This window comes from Pseudonocardia sp. Ae717_Ps2 (assembly GCF_001932475.1).
GTDB lineage: Bacteria > Actinomycetota > Actinomycetes > Mycobacteriales > Pseudonocardiaceae > Pseudonocardia.
The window spans coordinates 134831-150951 of record NZ_MCIS01000018.1; the positions used below are offsets into that span (position 1 = coordinate 134831).

The following is a 16121-nucleotide window of genomic DNA, read 5'->3' on the forward strand; positions in this document are numbered from 1 at the left end:
GCGAGCGCCCGACCAGCTCCTCCCGGAGCCGTTTCCCGGTACCCAGTACGTCGTCTGCACGCCCTGCGAGTTCAGGACTTGCCCTCCGCTCGCCCTTCTCGATGCGGCATAGCTGAGCTGGGGATACGTACAGCTGTCGGGCTAGCTGCGACTGCTTCAGTCCAGCTCGAAGGCGCGCCTCACGCAGGGCTTCCCCGAACGTCATGACAGATCACCGGAGCCGAATTGCCAAAATTTCCAAAGTGTTGTCAACGCCTGGCAATCACGAAGGTCTAGCCACCGTCCACGAATCGACCGATTGTTATGACGTGGCGCCTTCAAATCATCCTTCCGAGGCGGGCGACGAGCCCTCGACAGGCTCACCGGGGACTTCGTCAGGAAGAGCGTCGATCTGGCGACGTAGGGACTCCAGGTCCCATCTCAGATGACCTCCGGCGGTGCGCAGCTCGGGTTCGACCACCCCCGCCTTCGCCCAGCGCCACAACGTGGCCGGATCGACTCCGAGCTCTGTAGCCGCAACACCGGTTCCGACCAGTCGTCGCTTCCCTTGGACCGCCACGGCGCCACCATCCCACAACATCCGCAAAAAAAACCAGCCATGCAACCCTTTCAAGACTTCAGGGTCAGCCTCTATCGTCCATGGCGCAACGCATGCAAGGTTTACAAGGCTCGTACAGCGACGGCCCCGACGGGCTGCATCCCGTCGAGGCCCTTGCAGGTCGCACACCAAGTCGAACGAAGGAGACGACCCGCATGTCCAACGGTACGTACGCGGTCGGGAGGGCCTACGAGGCCGCCGGCCCCAGCCCCCGTCACCTCGACGACCCGGGGCGCCACTGCCTCGGCGTCGACATCGAGGTGTTCTTCCCGATCGAGGAGAGCGAACAGGCCGTCGCCGAGGCGCGCTCGATCTGCTCGGGGTGCCCGGTGCGGGCGCTGTGCGAGCAGTGGGCCAGCGACGCCGGGGAGTGGGGCGTCTGGGGCGGTACGACCCGCGAGGAGCGCCGGGCGAACCGGGCGAACCGGCGGATGCCGCGTCCCGCGGCCGCGGATCCGGCGGTGGCGGCGTGAGCATCGAGCGCACCTCTCTGCAGGAGCTGCTGGCCCTGGTGCCCGCGGCCCGTGAGGTACCCGAGGTCAGCGACGTCGTGTCGGGCGCGGACCTGGTCGGCGCCTACGCCCGTCAGACCGACGAGCTGGCCCGGATCGTCGAGGCCGCCATCGCCGAGCAGGACGTTCAGAACGCCGCCGAGGTCGCCGCGCTGAACCGCCGTCATCGCCGGCGGCGCCAGACGCTGCAGCTGCTCGCCGACGCCCTCGGTGAGCAGCACACCCAGCTCGACGAGGCCGAGTTCCAGGTCCGGCGCGAGCAGGACGCCCCGGCCACCGGATCGACGCAGGAGGACTGAGCATCGTGAGCACGACGGACTGGGCCGCCGCGCGCGTCGAGCGCCAGCGCGCCGCGGCTGACGCCGAGGAGCGCCGTGCCCGCGCGGAGTCGATCCGCGAGGAGACCGCAGCGCGCCGCGCCGAGCGCGCGGCCGCCACGGTCACCCAGCGGCGCGTCGACCGGCAAGTCGCACAGCAGGGCCGCCGTGACCTGTGGCGGGCCCGCGGGGTCGCGGGGCGGCGTTCGGCGCCCGCGGTGGCGGGCCTGGTGGCTTGCGCCGCGCCGACGCTGATCGCGACCTCGGGGCAGTACCAGTTCGGCAAGGACGTGATGCACCTGCCGGGGCTGTTGCCGGCGCTGGTGCCGCTGATGCTGGAGGGCGCAGCGTGGCTGCTGGCCTGGCGTCGTCACCAGGCCGAGCGGGCCGGTCAGCCGGCCGGAAGTCTGGCGGCCGGGATGTGGACGATCGCGCTCACCGCCGCGGGCCTGAACCTGAGCCACTACCTGCCGAACTGGCAGGTCGGGACCGTGTTCGCGGTCGCGTCGCTGGTCGGGTTCGGTCTGGTCGAGCTGCTGTCGCAGCACGAGCGGACCGCCCGCGCCGACGGGCTCCGTCGCCGGCGCCGGCTCACGGGCCTGGCCCGCGCCGCCCGGTTCCCGATCGTGTCGTGGCGGGCGTGGTCGCGGCGCCTGCAGCTCGGCCCCACCAGCGCCGACCCGATCGTCGACGCCGACGCCGCCTGGAACCACGCCTGGACCCTCACCCGCGCCGGGATGCTCGAAGTCGAGGTCGTCGACGCGCTGCTCTGCGAGGTCGAGGCCGCCGCGACCACCGCGGCCGAGCGGGACCAGGCCCTCGCCGACGTCGCAGCCGAACGGGACCGGGCAGTGGGCGAGGTCGCGGCTGTGCGCGGTGAGCTGGTCGAGCGTGAGCAGAGCCTGCTCGCCGCCGCCGAGCAGGCCCACGTCCGGCTCGCCGCCGCCGGCGAGGAGCTGGAGCACCTGAAGCAGGCCCACGACCAGGTCCTCACCGAGGCGGCCGCGCTGCGGTCGGAGCTGGACCGGCCCGGCGCGAACGCCGTGGGCGAGCAGCCCGGCCCCAGCACGGAGCACTCCGGCCGGGGCACCGAGCGCGCACTCGACAGCGAGGGGTTCGAGCCGGAGCTGGTCGAGGCGGGCCGTGCGATCGCCGAGCGGATGCACCTCGAGGAAGGCCGCCGGATCAGCCGGTCGGCCCTGATCAGCGGGCTGCGGGCCGCCGGGCACGCGATCGGCACCGACCGCGCCAGCGCCCTGCTGGCCGTGCTTCACGAGGACCTCGACAGCGCCACCAGCAGGCAGGACCGCGTGCAGAACAGCAAGCAAATCGGCCAGCAGAATTGCGAGAGCGCGGCCATCGAGGCCGGGAGCGAGGCGGCATGAGCACCCCGACCAGCAACCGAGCGGGCCGGCGCCAGCGCCGGGCCCACGCCGAGGCCACCCTCGCCGATCGGATCGAGCACAAGGCCCGCGACCGCGCCGCAGCCGCGCACAGCGGCCACGAGCGGCTCGCCGCCGCCGTGGACTTCCTGCGCTCAGCCGCCGCCGCACAGCAGGTCTACGACCCCCAGGGCGTGGACCTGGCCCTCAACGACCTGTCCCGCCACGTCTGGCGGGCCGGGGAGGCCCTGATCGAGCAGCGCCGTCGCCACCAGCCCGGCGGCGTGGAGAGGAGCCCACGATGAGCCCCACCCCCTGCCCTGGGAAACCCCTGCGCCAGCGGATCGGTCCACCCCGCCGCCAGCCCGCCCGGACCTGCACGTCGTCGCCGACCGTCCGGCCGAGCCCGCCCGGGCCGACCGGGCACCGGTGGCGCCAGGGCCGGCGTGGCCCGGCCAGGAGATCGAGCCGACCTCCTCGACCCCGGAGACGACGTCGAGCGCGGTGAGCTCGCTGCACGAGCGGGTGCACACGGGCATGCAGCGGGCCGGGCGCGAGTTCGTCTCCGAGCTGCGGTTCGTGCGCGAGCGCCCGAACTCCCTGCTCGACCACATCGCCTACGCACGCCACGGCGAGTGGAGTACCCGCACCGACGGCTGGCAGCGCCGCGTCGCACTGGCCTGGACCTACACCGCGGCCATCCCGGTCTCGACCGTCGCCTACCTGTCGGTCTGGGCCGTCGCCCGCCCCGGGCGGGCCGCGGCCGCGGTCGCCGCTGTCTCGACCACCGCCACCGCCCTCAACGGGCTCCCAGTCCTGGGCTGGTTCATCCCGGACTGGCTGACCATCCCCTACTGGCTCGGTCTCTGACCTGCCACGACGAAAGGAACGATCATGACCGGATCGCTGCTCACCATCGCCGGACTCTCCCTCGTCGTGGGGGCCTGGCTGTGGTTCCACAAGGACGCCCCGAAGTTCACCGTGCTCCTGTTCCTCATCGCCGGCCTCGGCCTCGGCGGAGTCGTGGGAGGCGTCCTCGGGGCCCTGATCAACCGGGCGATGGGCACCATCGGCACCACCACCGGGTCCCTGATCGGGATCGGCACCTCCACCCTCGTCGCCGGCCTCGCCCTGGTCGCGACCCTGGAGGTCGCCATCAAGGGCATCCACCCGCGGAAGGCCCGGCCGAAGCGCTGGCACGCCTTCCTCGCACTCGCTCTCCCCACGATCGTCATCGACGCCGGCGTACCGCTGCTCTCGACGGTGATGGACGCCTTCTCCACCGGCATGGCGAACGTCGGCGCGGCGTTCAACGGGCTCGGGTGATCAGAGCATGGAGATCGTCCTGTTTTCCCTGCTTATGGCCTGGGGCCTGACCCGCTACGGAGTCACCGACCTCGTAGCGACCGCGAGGGGGACCGAGTCCCCGCGCATCGCCGCGCACCGCCAGCGTTCAGCGCAGGCTCACGAGCGGGCCATGGCCCGTGGCGGTCAGACCGTCGGGAGCGCGATCGGGTCCCGGATCGCCGACCGGATCGCCCACCCGCACCCGCGACCCGACAAGCCCCGGGGCCCGGCCCGGTCCTACTTCGCCGGCCTGTGGGCCGACACCTGGGACCAGGCCGCCGAACGCCACCGCGAGCGCGCCGCCGCCCGCCGACCCGCCACGACCGACCCGACCACCACACCCAACGCCACCACCAGCACCGACGAGCGGGACGTCCCGAGCGAGCACACGCAGAAGGTCCACATCGTCGACCACGAACCGACCGACGCCACCGGAACCAACAACGACAACCCCACCAGCGAACCCGACCCCACCGGACCGGCGGCCCGCGGCGCAGAAAGCACCCCGGAGCAGCACGAAAATTCTGCCAGCAATAACGACGACGAATATGAAACCGCTGGCACCCGCAATTACGCGACCGGCGCCGCGGGCGACCAGGCTGGCCGGGCTGCGGACCCGGGCTCGCATGAGGACCACCGCGAACCGATCGACGTGCGAGTGACGCAGGTGCACGAGGTCCACCACGTCGACCCCACCACCCAGGTCCACCGCGACGACCCCGCCGACCACTCCGAGGCAGACGACCTCGACCTCGACCTCGACCTCGACCTCGACCTCGACGAGATCATCGACGCCGAGATCGTCGACGAGCCGCACACCCCTCGCCCGCCGCTCACCCTCATGGCCGGCGGCCGCCAGGACGAGAGAGACGACGTCGTGGCGGTTGACGCCGGCGATGCGGAGGTCCTCGACGCGGAGATCATCCAGGACCCCCAGACCACCCCGGCCAGCCCCGGCCGGGGCGACACCCTCAACACGGAGGCACCCACCATGACCACCAGCACCACCGACATGGCCAGCGGCGAGACCCTCGACCCGCACGCCGCGAAGCGCTTCGCCGATTCCATGCGCACCCTCGCCGAGAACGCCGCACAGCAGATCGAGCAGAGCATCGCGGCCCTGGAGGGCCGCGGGGTGGCCGGCGAGCCGATCGCCCAGCTCAGCCAGATGCTGGAGAGCTTCCAGACCGCCGCCGGCACCGCCACGAGCGCCGGTGAGCACTTCGACCGCCACATCGCCCACCAGGACCAGCTCCTCAGCGACGACACCATCGCCGGAACCGTCAACGGCACCTACGTGGGCACCGCCTCCTAGCCCGACAACAGCCCCTGCCTCCAGCAACAGGATGGACATCCGCGGCGTGGCGGAGCAGGGGCACCAAGCCACAAACGCAAGGATTGCCAGATTTCCCCTGGACGCCTACCGTTGCGTCAGTCGATGCACGATTTGCAAGGTTCTTCTACCTGGAGGAGCGCACTCGCATGAGCGTCACGCCTAGCAGCTCAAAGCCCGGATCAGAACTGGTGCGCCGGTCAGTGGGGACGGTGGCTCGTCGTGGTGATGCGGCGCTGCGTGAGCACCTGGTGCGTGAGGCGCGGATCGAGCAGGGGGTCCGGGCTCGGCGGGCGCCGTTCCTCGCCGTCGGCGGGGTCGCTGTTCTGGGCTGGGTCGGCTGGGGCCTGCACGAGCTGCTGCGTCTGGGGGCCGGCGACGCCGCCGCGATCCTGGCCGCACCGGTCGCGGTCGGGGTGACCGGCGCGGCCGGCGCGGCGGTCGCGATCGGCTGGCGCCGCCAGCTGGGTGGTCACCACCGCCGGTTCGCGATCGTCACCACCGCCGCGGCCGCGTGGGTCGGGGTGGTCTCGCTGTTTTCGCCCGCGTCGTGGACCGCGATGGCGGTCCTGGTGCTGGGGGCGATCGGGCTGTGCTCGCGCTGGCAGGCCGCGCACGCCGTACCCCAGCCCGGCCCGGACGCGGCTGCCCAGGCCGCGCGCTGGTCCCGGGGCACGGCCGCCTCCGCCGCCGGTACGAGCCGGGTGGAGATCGCGGAGATGGTTCAGCGGTGGGAGGAGCGCATCGCAGCTGAGCGCGGTCCGATCCCGGACTCCCAGCTCGTCGAGCCGCAGGTCCTGCCGGCGGCGGTGCGTTTCACCGTCGCCACCGTGCCGGGCTCGACCAGCTTCGACACCGCCCATGCGCTGCGGGGCCGGATCGCCTCGGGGCTGCAGCGCCCCAGCTCGCGCATCGTGCTGGAGCCCAGCGACGTCGACGAGTCGATGTTCGACCTGACCGTGATCACGCGGGACGTGCTCGCCGACGGTGTGCCCTACACCGGCCCCGTCTACCACGACGGCCGCGTCGAGATCGGGGCGTTCGCCGACGGCGACGACACCGCCACCTACACCGCTGCGGACCGTGCCGGCGCCCGCAACGGCCTGGCCACCGGGGAGCCCGGCTCGGGGAAGTCGGCGTTCCTCGAATCGGTCGGTATGGGCCTGCTCAGCTCCGGGAGCTGGCACCTGATGTTCGGCGACGGTGACCCCGAGGGCGGGTCCTCCCCGCTGCTGATGAAGGTCGCGCACTGGTCGGCCGCCGGCCCCGAGGGCGTCCTGGCCCAGCTCACCGCGCTGGAGGTGCTGCTGGAGGTGCGCTCGATGGTCAAGGCCACCCTGACCATCGGCACCGACGGGCGGCCCGTCGCCAAGACCGACCCCCGCCAGCCCTCGGCCCGCGAGATCCACCCCTGCCCCGCCTTCCCCGGCGTGCAGTGGATCCTCGACGAGCTGCAGCGCCTGGTCAGCGACCCGCTGCTGGTCTCGGTGAAGTTCGCCGAGCGCCTGGAGCGCCTGGTGCGCATCGGGCGCAAGTACGGCATCGGCCTGCTCGTCGGGACCCAGTCGCTGCTGCTGGCCGACTACGGCAACCGGTCCCCGCTGCGCGGCTACCTCGCCAACCGCAACCTGTTCGCCTTCCGCAACAGCAACAAGTCCGAGCGCGCCGTGGTCGCCGGGCTGGAGATCAGCCCGTCGGTCCTGCCCACCGGCGGCGGGTACGCCTTCTCCGCCGGCGCCGGGCGGCTGGCCATGCTGCGGGTGGCCTGGGCCCCCGACATGGCCCGCCACGCCGAGGGTCTCGACTCGGCCACCCTCGATTCGGACTCCGAGCTCGCGATGGCGCCGCACCGCCCGGTCCCGGTCGACGAGGACGACGCGCTCACCGAGCAGCTGGCCCGCCTCGCTGCCTGGCGGCAGGCGGCCGGCCACCCCGCACCCGGCGGCACACCGGCCACGCCGAGCACCCCGGGCTCCCCGGTCTCCTCGGTGTTCGCCGACCCGGCGCAGATCACCGTGCCCGCGGCGCTGACCGGGGACAACATCATCCCCATGCCCGTCCGGGGTTCGCTTCCCGTCCTCGGCGCGGTGCCCGCCGACCTCGACGCCCTCTCGGGCACCCAGCGCGCCGTGCTCGACGCCGTGCGCGGCGGGCAGCGCGCCACCGGCGCGATCGCCGGGGCGGCCGAGGTCACCACGTCGGCGGCGTCGAAGGCCCTCAGCGCGCTGGCCGACCTCGGACTGGTCACCAAGGCCGGCCACGGCCAGTGGGACGCCGCTCTCGCCGGTGCCGGGCAGCAGCGATGAGCGCGCGACGGGGGGCCGGAGTCATGACCGAGCGGTGGGGCTGGCAGCCGACGGCGTGGCTGCAGGACGGGCTCCCGACCTGGCGGTGGCGCGCCGCTCCGGCCGGGCTGATGACCCGCCGCCAGATGCGTGCCGCCGGACTGGCACCCTGCGGAGCCGCCCCGGTCGCGCAGGTCGTGTGCCGCCGCGGACGCCGGTGGGCGCTGCTGTGGGATCCCGCCGAACTGGGGCCGAAGCGGGTCCCGTCCCCGGCTCAGCTCGCAGCGCTGGACCGGGCCCTGGCCGCACGACGGCGCTGCCCGATCTGCCGGCTCGACGCCGGCTACTGCATCCCCCGCTCGATCGGCTCCTGCCTGGAGTGCGCCTCCCCCTGCACCGCCACCCCCACGGCCGCCTGACCGACCAGCCCAGCGCCACCCGGCCCGCCCACCAACCCGAGGAGCACCGATGAACAGCACGAACACACACGCCAACATTTCCGCAATCAAGAAAGGCAGCATCATGGAAAACGGATTTGCACGACTGCTCGGACGTCGGCGCACGCCCGACACCCGGACCACGGTCCTCGACGCACTCGGCGGCCAGACCCGACTTCTACAGGTCGACCACCCCGAGGACCTGAGCAACGTCCACTTCCTGCTGCTCGACGCGGTCACCAACTACGGCGCGACGACCCCGCAGGGACGAACCCTCATCGAGGCGGCAGGGCTGGTACACGACCTGTTCAGGACCTGGCGGTGGCGCGGGACCGATCCGGCCGCCCGGGTCGCCGCGCACCGCTGCCTGGCCGCCCTCGCCTACTCAGAGCACCCGCTGACCCGTTTCAGCCCCGAGGGCGATCACGCCCGGGCCTGGATCGACTACATCAGCCAGCTCCCCCTGAGAGCGTGTTGTGGAACCTGGGCGATCAGTTCTTGAGGTCCTCTGCTAGCCGGCGGGCGGCTTCGATCTCGACCGGGCTGGTCGGTGGGGCGAGTTCCTCGCCGGCCAGGCGGGCGGCCATCAGCCGGATCATCGCGAACTGGATCATGGCCTCGGCATGGGCAGTGAGCCTTTTTCAACCTGGCGTTTGTGCTGGTCAAGCCGTCGAGTGGGCCTCCCCGGACCGCGACCGCGCGGCGGCCTGACCTGCATCATCGGGGATCTGGCCGCTGCCGACGGGGCCCCTGCCGCCGCTTCGCGGCGGGTCCTCGGTCAGGTTGAAAAAGGCTGGCTACCAGCCGCGGCGTTCACGACGATCTATCCGACGGTGGAGGCAGCGATCCCGGTCGCGATCGAGGGCGTCGACGACGTCGAGATCGACGAAGTACGAATCGTGGCTGTGGGCACCGGCCGGGTGGCGTGGCGGTCCACCGAGGAAGAATTCGAGTAGCCGAACCCGCGGGGCCGAGGTACGAGTGGTGGTACTGCGGCGCTTCCCGTCCGATGTTGATGACGGTGGCCTGGCTGGGTAGCTCACCGCGGCCGGGTGTGGAGTGATCGATGGGCGGCGGCCCGAGGTCCGGCATGCCCGGACACGTCGCCGGCGTCGAGATCGCCCGCGGTTCTCCGCCCACGGTGCAGCCCGCGGCACGCTACAGATCCGCAGCGTGCCGCGGGCTGTCGGCGCGGCGGTGTATCGAACGTATCCGAGTTGTGGGCGAATTCAGGCGGTTGAAGCATCTAGCTCAACGAGTTCGGCGAATATCTCGGAGGGCTTCTTCCAGTTGTGGATTTTACGGGGTCGGTCGTTGATGTCGCAAGCCACCATCGCCAGGTATTTCGGGTCCGAGGTGATGTCCGTGCCTTTCGGGAAGTACTCGCGGACGATGCGGTTGAGGTTCTCGTTGCTGCCGCGTTCCCACGGCGAGTGTGGGTGGGCGAGGTACACCGGCATCGAGCCCTTGGTGACGGTGGCGTGGCCGGCCATCTCGGCACCGCAGTCCCAGGTCAGTGAGGCCCGCATGTGCGCGGGCAGACCGCTGGTGGCGGCGATGACCCCACGGCCGACGGTGAGCGCGTCGCGGCCGGTCAGGGGCACGAGGACCAGGAACCGGGAGGTGCGCTCGACCAGCGTGGCGACGGCGGTCTTGCCGTTCTTGCCGATGACCAGGTCACCCTCCCAGTGGCCGGGCACGGCGCGCCCCTGGGCGTCGGCGGGGCGGGCGTCGATGTAGGTCGGGTCCTTGATCCGCGGGGCCGGTGGGGGCTTGGCGCCGCCTCGTCGGGCGGTGCGCCCGGACCGTAGCGCGAGCAGCTCGCGGGCCAGCGTGGACACCGGGGTGGCATAGATCCACTGGTAGATCGCCTCGTGAGACACCCGACAAGCCTCGTCATCGGGGTGCTCGGTCGGCAACCGGCCCGCGATCGAGGCCGGTGACCAGCCACCACGCAACAGAGCATGCACGATCCCGCGCAACCGCGGGTGACGGTCCACCGCGAACTGCTTCGGCCGCTCCCGCGCCGCCAGGGCCCGTTCCTGCGCTGCCGCGGCCCGGTACTCGTAGCGTCCGCCGTGACGACGGACCTCACGAGAGATCACCGACCGATCACGACCCACCACCGAGGCGATCTGCTTGTAGGACAAGCCCTCCGCGAGACCCCTCGAGATCTCCTCCCGATCCGACAACATCAACATCTCACGCACGGAACATCCTGTCCCGCCGAACAACCAAGATCAAGTGCTACGACCGGCTGAACTCACCGAACGCTACGGATGGGACGTCACCTATACTCTACTTGTAGTCGCCGCAGTAATCACCGCGGCCCTATTCCTTCTAGCAGACAGGACCGAGAACGCGCAATCCGACTGACCGCACCGTCGCACCGAGCCCAGGACACCGAGCGGCCAGCCTAGATGGCATGGAGTCCTGTAAAGAAATGAGGACTGAGTAGTGAGTCTTTTTGATCCGATGGGTCAAGGCGAGAGGTCGGAGAGTCGCGGAGAAGGTTCGGGGCTACTGCGAAGTGATGATCAGGATACGGTTACATTGCGAACTCGGGAGCGTCTCTTAAGAGTCATTAGTGGCCGCTCGAGGCGATTCCGAGTTGTCGCAGTATCGACCGGGTCGATATTATTTATCTTGCTTGCAGTGACAGGACTTCTGGTCATGACAGAAGAAGGTAGAGTCACCGTAGAGGGAAAGGTCGTGGGATTGATGACATCGCCTTCTCGGAAGGTTGTGGACGGCTTCTTCCCTCTCTCTTCCGGTGGCTGCGCAGGGTCTGGAGAATTCAAAGGAGTGCGGGCGGGAGGACTGATTTCCGTGCTGAACTCGAAGAGGCAATTGATAGGCTCCGGGCGACTAAGCGACTCTATCATTGTGGGGAGTTCGTGTCAATTTAGCTTTAAGGTTGATGGCGTTTTGAAAAACAAGGTCTATCGAGTTAGCGTTGCCGGTCGCATGCCGTTGTCCTGGACTGCGGCGGAAGTTGGATCTCCTGGGGGGATTCGAATAGTTCTTGGAGTGTAGCTGGGGCGCAGCCAGGGCCCCGGCAAAGTCGTCAGATGATCTTGTAGGTGGTCAAGGGCCGGTGGGCGTCTCGGGCGTGGTGGCGTAGTCCGGCGGCGATGTTGGTGGTCCCGGTCAGTCGGAGTGCGGCGATCGCGAGGTTGCGCAGGGCGGCCATGACCTGCGGTCCGGCTGCGGTGCGGGTCTGGGAGCGGTCCTCGTCGAAGGAGACGTCCCGGACCCAGTGCAGCCGGTTCTCGATGTTCCAGTGCCCGCGGATCCAGCGGGCCAGCAAGATCGGGTCTGCCTGGAACGCGGTCAGGCTGGTGATCGCGTAGACGGTCACGGTCTTCCACCGTGCGCCCGGACGTAGCGGGCGGCGCCGGCGGATGAGCCGGATGGCCTGGGCGGCGTGTGGGAAGAACTCCCCGCCCCGGTCCGGGCACCGCTGCAGGGAGAGCACGCTGATCGTGCGGGTCTCGACCCGCCCGTGGCCACGGGCCCGCTGCCGGGCGGCCGGCCCGGTCATCTTCCAGGGCAGCGCACGCAGCCGGGCCAGCAGCGTGGGCTGGTTAGCCTTGACCGTCATCAGGTAGTGCCCACCGAGCTCGACTGGGCCGGGTTCTGGCGCGGCTTCGACCGGCTGCACCATCTGCGCGATGCGTCCTGGACCAGCGAGGACAAGCTGCGTGGCAAGGCCCACCAGCAGCTCGGCTCGCTCGGGGCGGAAATCACTTTGTGGAGCTCTGCCTCGACGGCGACGACCGGGTCTGGCTGATGCTGCACTCCGGGTCGCGGGGGATCGGCAACATCCTGGCCAACCTGCACATCGAGAAGGCCAAGGTGCTGCCGCACAACCAGGAGCTGCCCGACCGCGACCTGGCCGTGTTCCTCGCCGGCACCCCGCAGATGGACGCCTACCGGGCCGACCTGCACTGGGCGCAGGAGTACGCGCGGCTCAACCGGCGGGTGATGATCGAGCTGTGAGGTTCCCCCGCTTTGCCGGAGTGTCTGAACACTGGTTCGATCTTGAGAGCCAGGAAGGAAGGCACTGGTGACTGCACCGAAGAAGTACCCCGATGAGCTGCGTGAACGGGCGGTTCGGCTGTATCGGGAGTCCGACCCTCGCCCGACGTTCCGGACGCTCGCGCAGCAGCTCGGGGTGCATCACGAGGCCCTGCGCAGCTGGGTCCGCCAAGCCGAGGCCGACACCGGCGAGCGCCATGATCGGCCGTCGACCGACATGCTCGCCGAGAACCGCAGGCTGGCGAAGGAAAACGCCGAGCTGCGGCGGGTCAACGAGGTCCTGCGCGCGGCGAGCGCCTATTTCGCCTCCGAGATCGGCCCGACCCGGAGGTGGTCATGAGCTTCGTCGACGCCCATGGCTTCCCCGCCGGTCTCGTACTACGGGTCCTTGGTGTGCCGGTCTCGACCTACTACGACTGGCGCACCCGCCGCGCGAACCCCTCTCAGCGCCACCTCGACGACGCCGTGCTCCTCGAACAGATCGTGAAGATCCGCTCGGTCAGCGAGTTCGCCACCGCCTACGGATCCCCGCGGGTCTGGCTCGAGCTGCGCCGCCAAGGCGTGCACGTCGGCCGCAAGCGCGTCGAGCGGATCATGCGCGAGCACGGCCTGCAGGGCGCCCACCTGCGCCGCGGCTGGAAGGGCGGCTCGACCCGGCAGAACCCGCCCACCGGCCGGCGCCGGACCTGCTCGAACGCGACTTCACCGCGGCCGCGCCGAACCGGGTGTGGGTGGCCGATCTGACCCGGATCGTCACCGGCGAGGGCGTGTTGTGGATGGCCTCGGTGCGTGACGCGTTCTCCAACCGGGTCGTCGGCTGGGCCACCGACTCCCGTGCGACGACCGCGCTGGTGCTCACCGCGCTCAACCACGCCCTGCGCTCGCGGGACCTGCGCCCCGGCCAGTTGATCTTCCACAGCGACAAGGGAGCCCAGTACACAGCGCTGCGGTTCACCCAGCGCCTGGTCGACGCCGGTGTCGCCCCGTCGACCGGGTCCAACGTCGGACATACGGCGCTCGATGCTGTCGCGGTAGACCATGATCAGCCCGCACCCCAGGCGCGCGCCGGATCCGCCGGCGAGCAATCGTCAAGACCTGTGGATGAAGATCTTTTAGGCGGCTTCGGTGTGGGTGTGGTCGTCGGGTCGTTCAACGAGTCGTCCGGCCTCGAAGACTGCTCCGGCGCGGACGAGCGCGACCAGGTGCGGGCCGTTCACGGCGCGCCAGCGGTCCTGGGCGGCTTCGATGAGTTTGAACGCCATCGCGAGCCCGGCGGTGCGTGAGCCGGGCCCGCGGGTGACGCGGGTGCGGTGGCGGACGGTCGCGAACGTGGACTCGATCGGGTTCGTGGTGCGTAGGTACTGCCAGTGCTTCGGCGGGGAAGTCGTAGAAGGCGAGCAACTCATCGAGGTCGTCACGGACCTTCGCCACGGCCTTGCCGAACTTTGCCCCGTAGGCGGCGTCGAAGCAGGTCACGGCGTCGAGGGCCTTGTGTTTGTCTTCGACGTTCCAGATCTCGGTCAGCGCCTTCTTCGCTCCCGGATGCGCCGACTTGGGCAGGGCGGCGAGGACGTTGGCGGTTTTGTGCACCCAGCAGCGCTGCTCACGGGTCTCGGGGAACACCTCCCGTAGCGCGCCCCAGAACCCGAGCGCGCCGTCCCCGACGGCCAGGACGGGGGCGCGCATGCCGCGCCGCGCGCAGTCGCGCAGCAGGTCCGCCCAGGACTCGGTCGCTTCCCGGTAGCCGTCGACGAGGGCGACGAGCTCCTTGTGCCCGTCGGCGCGGACTCCGATGAGCACGAGCAGACACAACTTGTGCTCGGCGAGGCGGATGGTGACGTGGATGCCGTCGGCCCACACGTACACGTAGTCCACCCCGGACAGGTCCCGGTGGGAGAACGCCTGCTGCTCGGTCTTCCAGGTCTCGGTCAGCCTGGTGACCGTCGATGAGGACAGGCCCGCGTTGGAGCCGAGGAACTGCCCCAGCGCGGGCACGAAGTCCCCGACGAGAGGCCGTGCAGGTAGAGCAGCGGCAGCACCTCGGTGATCTTCGGCGTCCTGCGGCACCAGGACGGCAGGATCGCCGAGGAGAACCGGCGCCGCTCGCCCGTCGCGGGGGTCGATCCGGCGGTCGTCGACCCGCGGCGCCCGCACCGCCACCGCGCCCGCGGCTGTCACCACCTTCGCGAGGCTCGTGGGAGCCGTTGCGCACCACCAGACGCCGCCCGTGGGCGTCGCGTTCGTTTGCTGTGGCGGGTGATGTAGTCGTCGACCTCGGCCTGCAGAGCCTGGGCGAGCATCCGGCGGGCGCCTCGCGGACGAGCTCGTCGATCAACGCCGGCCCCTCCTGCACACGGGCTCGTCACGGATCCGGCCTCGGGACTACGCTGAGCATGGGTCGTGCCCTTCCGACCAGCGTTGCTGCGCCGGTCTTGCTTGAGAGCCTTCAAGATCACCGGAAGGGTACGGCCCCTCCACAGTCATCCACAGGTCTCAAGCATTGCTCCACTTCACCGAGCGACAACTGCGGAACCCAGGCCCTGCCGCTGGGTCGAGACGGTGAGACCATCGCAGCCATGCCCCACACAGACACCACGGCACCGGCGGCAGTGCCCGCGGTCGCTCCCTCGACAGCGCCGAGGCGGGTCGGTCGGCGATCTTCCGGATCGGGATCGCACTACTCGAGGTCGACCTCGAGGTCCACCGGACCGTCGAGGTCCCCGCCGAGGTCACCCTCGCCGTCCTGCACCAGGTCATCCAGGAAGCAATGGGGTGGGAGAGCTCCCACCTGCACAAGTTCACCATCAACGACACCTGCTACGGCATCCCCGACCCGGACTGGGACCCCGCCTGGGACCTCGGCGACCGTACCCACGACGAGCAGGCCGTCACCCTCGCCCAGCTCTTCCAGGTCGGGCAGGAAGCCGACTACGTCTACGACTTCGGCGACAACTGGCACCACACCCTGACCGTCACCGCGCTCACCACCGCCGAGCCCGCAGTGCGCTACCCACGCTGTATCGACGGCCGCGGCGCCTGCCCACCCGAAGACGTCGGCGGCACCACGGCTACGCCGCATTCCTCGACGCACTCGCCGACCCCGACCACCCCGAACACACCGACCGAGTCCAATGGTGGGGATCAGACCAGTACGACCCCCACCACTTCGACCTCGACGCCACCAACACCGCCCTCCTGACGCTGTGACACCCGCAGGCCGTGCCGAGGACGCCGACCTGGGCCCTACCGCCTGAGCCCGGGGCTGCGACCAGGAGGCTCGCCCCCGCGTCCCGAGACGCGGCCCGCAGCAGCGACACCGCCGAAGGCTTCGCGGTCACCTACCGTCGCTCCGCCGCAGGCGGCGAGGTCACCTACTGTCGGCTGGACCTACCCGTCAGTAACCGTGTTGGAATGAAACCCATGCACACGACTTCCCGCGCACGACGCGCCGGTGCCGCAGCGCTCCTCGCCGCCGTCGCCCTCACCACCGCCGGCGCACTCACCACCAGCACCGCCACCGCCGACGCCACCCAGCCCGCCGCGGCCGAGCAGCCCTACTACGAGGTCTGGGAACCCGGACAGCACAGCCCCCGCACCCCACCGCAGGAGTCCACGTGCCCCGACCCGACACCACCACCACCGACACCGACGGCCCCCACGCCGTCGGACCCCTCCCCGCCACACCCGCCGCACTCACCACACCGACCGACCCGGCCGCGGCTACCACGCTGCCGATGCCGACCGATGCCCCCCGCGCATCCCCTGCAGCAGGCCCTGATCGGCCACTGGACCCCCGCGGACGACACCACCCGCAGGGCGAGCGTTCGTCGAGTTCACCCCCGACGGACACTGGACCGGCTCCGACGGCT

17 protein-coding genes and 5 pseudogenes are annotated in these 16121 nt (G+C 70.6%); 17 read left to right on the plus strand and 5 right to left on the minus strand.

Annotation, left to right across the window (positions count from 1 at the left end):
- Positions 1-25 precede the first annotated feature (25 nt).
- Positions 26-205 (minus strand): annotated as a pseudogene (locus Ae717Ps2_RS40785) (helix-turn-helix transcriptional regulator); the annotation flags it as partial.
- Positions 206-753: 548 nt separating this feature from the next.
- On the opposite strand from Ae717Ps2_RS40785, the gene Ae717Ps2_RS34115 reads away from it, so the two are divergent.
- The 10 genes from Ae717Ps2_RS34115 to Ae717Ps2_RS34160 all read left to right on the plus strand — a co-directional run bounded on the left by Ae717Ps2_RS34115 (position 754) and on the right by Ae717Ps2_RS34160 (position 8713).
- Positions 754-1071, plus strand: coding sequence for a WhiB family transcriptional regulator (locus Ae717Ps2_RS34115; protein ID WP_083702748.1), 318 nt, complete (start codon positions 754-756; stop codon positions 1069-1071).
- The gene (locus Ae717Ps2_RS34120; protein ID WP_075334826.1) at positions 1068-1409 is read left to right on the plus strand and encodes a hypothetical protein; all 342 of its coding nucleotides are present in this window, start codon (positions 1068-1070) and stop codon (positions 1407-1409) included. The genes Ae717Ps2_RS34115 and Ae717Ps2_RS34120 overlap by 4 nt, the downstream gene beginning before the upstream one ends.
- Positions 1410-1414: 5 nt before the next feature.
- Positions 1415-2812 (plus strand): hypothetical protein, encoded by a 1398-nt coding sequence (locus tag Ae717Ps2_RS34125; RefSeq protein ID WP_075334917.1) that lies wholly within the window; start codon positions 1415-1417, stop codon positions 2810-2812.
- A complete protein-coding gene (locus Ae717Ps2_RS34130) occupies positions 2809-3114 on the plus strand; it encodes a hypothetical protein (protein ID WP_075334805.1) in 306 nt (101 codons plus the stop codon). The genes Ae717Ps2_RS34125 and Ae717Ps2_RS34130 overlap by 4 nt, the downstream gene beginning before the upstream one ends.
- A 124-nt stretch (positions 3115-3238) precedes the next feature.
- Entirely contained in the window at positions 3239-3679 is a 441-nt protein-coding gene (locus tag Ae717Ps2_RS34135) for a hypothetical protein (RefSeq protein ID WP_075334806.1), read from the plus strand.
- A gap of 24 nt (positions 3680-3703) precedes the next feature.
- Positions 3704-4135, plus strand: a complete 432-nt coding sequence (locus Ae717Ps2_RS34140; protein ID WP_075334824.1) for a hypothetical protein — start codon at positions 3704-3706, stop codon at positions 4133-4135.
- Between the two features lie 7 nt (positions 4136-4142).
- A complete protein-coding gene (locus Ae717Ps2_RS37860; protein WP_158071620.1) occupies positions 4143-5471 on the plus strand; it encodes a hypothetical protein in 1329 nt (442 codons plus the stop codon).
- A gap of 230 nt (positions 5472-5701) precedes the next feature.
- Complete coding sequence (locus tag Ae717Ps2_RS34150) at positions 5702-7795, plus strand: hypothetical protein (RefSeq protein ID WP_158071619.1); 2094 nt, start codon at positions 5702-5704, stop codon at positions 7793-7795.
- On the plus strand, positions 7792-8193 hold the full coding sequence (locus tag Ae717Ps2_RS34155; RefSeq protein ID WP_198932386.1) for an RRQRL motif-containing zinc-binding protein: 402 nt from the start codon (positions 7792-7794) through the stop codon (positions 8191-8193). Before Ae717Ps2_RS34150 ends, Ae717Ps2_RS34155 begins: the two co-directional genes overlap by 4 nt.
- A 49-nt stretch (positions 8194-8242) precedes the next feature.
- Entirely contained in the window at positions 8243-8713 is a 471-nt protein-coding gene (locus tag Ae717Ps2_RS34160) for a hypothetical protein (protein WP_075334812.1), read from the plus strand.
- Here Ae717Ps2_RS34160 and Ae717Ps2_RS37010 read toward each other — a convergent pair.
- Positions 8703-8852, minus strand: a pseudogene (locus Ae717Ps2_RS37010) (IS5/IS1182 family transposase); the annotation flags it as partial. The gene Ae717Ps2_RS34160 and the pseudogene Ae717Ps2_RS37010 overlap by 11 nt on opposite strands.
- On the opposite strand from Ae717Ps2_RS37010, the gene Ae717Ps2_RS34165 reads away from it, so the two are divergent.
- Positions 8835-9167 carry a hypothetical protein gene (locus Ae717Ps2_RS34165; protein WP_143510876.1) on the plus strand — a complete coding sequence of 111 codons (333 nt, stop codon included), beginning with the start codon at positions 8835-8837 and terminating at the stop codon, positions 9165-9167. The pseudogene Ae717Ps2_RS37010 and the gene Ae717Ps2_RS34165 overlap by 18 nt on opposite strands.
- 273 nt (positions 9168-9440) lie before the next feature.
- Here Ae717Ps2_RS34165 and Ae717Ps2_RS34170 read toward each other — a convergent pair whose 3' ends face one another.
- Both Ae717Ps2_RS34170 and Ae717Ps2_RS34175 read right to left on the minus strand, forming a co-directional pair.
- On the minus strand, positions 9441-10412 hold the full coding sequence (locus Ae717Ps2_RS34170) for an IS30 family transposase (RefSeq protein ID WP_075313287.1): 972 nt from the start codon (positions 10410-10412) through the stop codon (positions 9441-9443).
- Between the two features lie 866 nt (positions 10413-11278).
- The gene (locus tag Ae717Ps2_RS34175; RefSeq protein WP_075313183.1) at positions 11279-11815 is read right to left on the minus strand and encodes an ISAs1 family transposase; all 537 of its coding nucleotides are present in this window, start codon (positions 11813-11815) and stop codon (positions 11279-11281) included.
- Between the two features lie 6 nt (positions 11816-11821).
- Between Ae717Ps2_RS34175 and Ae717Ps2_RS34180 the strand changes: the two are divergent.
- From Ae717Ps2_RS34180 to Ae717Ps2_RS40790, 4 genes and pseudogenes are all read left to right on the plus strand, one after another.
- A pseudogene (locus Ae717Ps2_RS34180) lies at positions 11822-12210 on the plus strand (RtcB family protein); the annotation flags it as partial.
- Between the two features lie 70 nt (positions 12211-12280).
- Complete coding sequence (locus tag Ae717Ps2_RS34185) at positions 12281-12592, plus strand: transposase (RefSeq protein ID WP_158071584.1); 312 nt, start codon at positions 12281-12283, stop codon at positions 12590-12592.
- On the plus strand, positions 12589-12996 hold the full coding sequence (locus Ae717Ps2_RS37015; RefSeq protein WP_143510949.1) for an IS3 family transposase: 408 nt from the start codon (positions 12589-12591) through the stop codon (positions 12994-12996). Before Ae717Ps2_RS34185 ends, Ae717Ps2_RS37015 begins: the two co-directional genes overlap by 4 nt.
- Entirely contained in the window at positions 12984-13535 is a 552-nt protein-coding gene (locus tag Ae717Ps2_RS40790; protein WP_158071637.1) for a DDE-type integrase/transposase/recombinase, read from the plus strand. The genes Ae717Ps2_RS37015 and Ae717Ps2_RS40790 overlap by 13 nt, the downstream gene beginning before the upstream one ends.
- Positions 13536-13680: 145 nt before the next feature.
- Here Ae717Ps2_RS40790 and Ae717Ps2_RS34195 read toward each other — a convergent pair.
- Positions 13681-14433: pseudogene (locus Ae717Ps2_RS34195) on the minus strand (transposase); the annotation flags it as partial.
- A 490-nt stretch (positions 14434-14923) separates the two neighbouring features.
- On the opposite strand from Ae717Ps2_RS34195, the pseudogene Ae717Ps2_RS34200 reads away from it, so the two are divergent.
- Together Ae717Ps2_RS34200 and Ae717Ps2_RS39760 are read left to right on the plus strand one after the other, a co-directional pair.
- Positions 14924-15459 (plus strand): annotated as a pseudogene (locus Ae717Ps2_RS34200) (plasmid pRiA4b ORF-3 family protein).
- A gap of 213 nt (positions 15460-15672) precedes the next feature.
- A partial coding sequence (locus Ae717Ps2_RS39760; protein ID WP_233147895.1) for a hypothetical protein occupies positions 15673-16121 on the plus strand: 449 nt, incomplete at its 3' end.

What these genes read in the sequence shown, in the direction of transcription:
- Ae717Ps2_RS34165 (WP_143510876.1), top strand. Translation starts at nt 8,835, where the DNA reads ATGGGCAGTGAGCCTTTTTCAACCTGGCGTTTGTGCTGGTCAAGCCGT.
- Ae717Ps2_RS37860 (WP_158071620.1), top strand. Translation starts at nt 4,143, where the DNA reads ATGGAGATCGTCCTGTTTTCCCTGCTTATGGCCTGGGGCCTGACCCGC.
- Ae717Ps2_RS34115 (WP_083702748.1), top strand. Translation starts at nt 754, where the DNA reads ATGTCCAACGGTACGTACGCGGTCGGGAGGGCCTACGAGGCCGCCGGC.
- Ae717Ps2_RS34130 (WP_075334805.1), top strand. Translation starts at nt 2,809, where the DNA reads ATGAGCACCCCGACCAGCAACCGAGCGGGCCGGCGCCAGCGCCGGGCC.
- Ae717Ps2_RS37015 (WP_143510949.1), top strand. Translation starts at nt 12,589, where the DNA reads ATGAGCTTCGTCGACGCCCATGGCTTCCCCGCCGGTCTCGTACTACGG.
- Ae717Ps2_RS34175 (WP_075313183.1), bottom strand. Translation starts at nt 11,815, where the DNA reads ATGACGGTCAAGGCTAACCAGCCCACGCTGCTGGCCCGGCTGCGTGCG.
- Ae717Ps2_RS34160 (WP_075334812.1), top strand. Translation starts at nt 8,243, where the DNA reads ATGAACAGCACGAACACACACGCCAACATTTCCGCAATCAAGAAAGGC.
- Ae717Ps2_RS34170 (WP_075313287.1), bottom strand. Translation starts at nt 10,412, where the DNA reads ATGTTGATGTTGTCGGATCGGGAGGAGATCTCGAGGGGTCTCGCGGAG.
- Ae717Ps2_RS34155 (WP_198932386.1), top strand. Translation starts at nt 7,792, where the DNA reads ATGAGCGCGCGACGGGGGGCCGGAGTCATGACCGAGCGGTGGGGCTGG.
- Ae717Ps2_RS34140 (WP_075334824.1), top strand. Translation starts at nt 3,704, where the DNA reads ATGACCGGATCGCTGCTCACCATCGCCGGACTCTCCCTCGTCGTGGGG.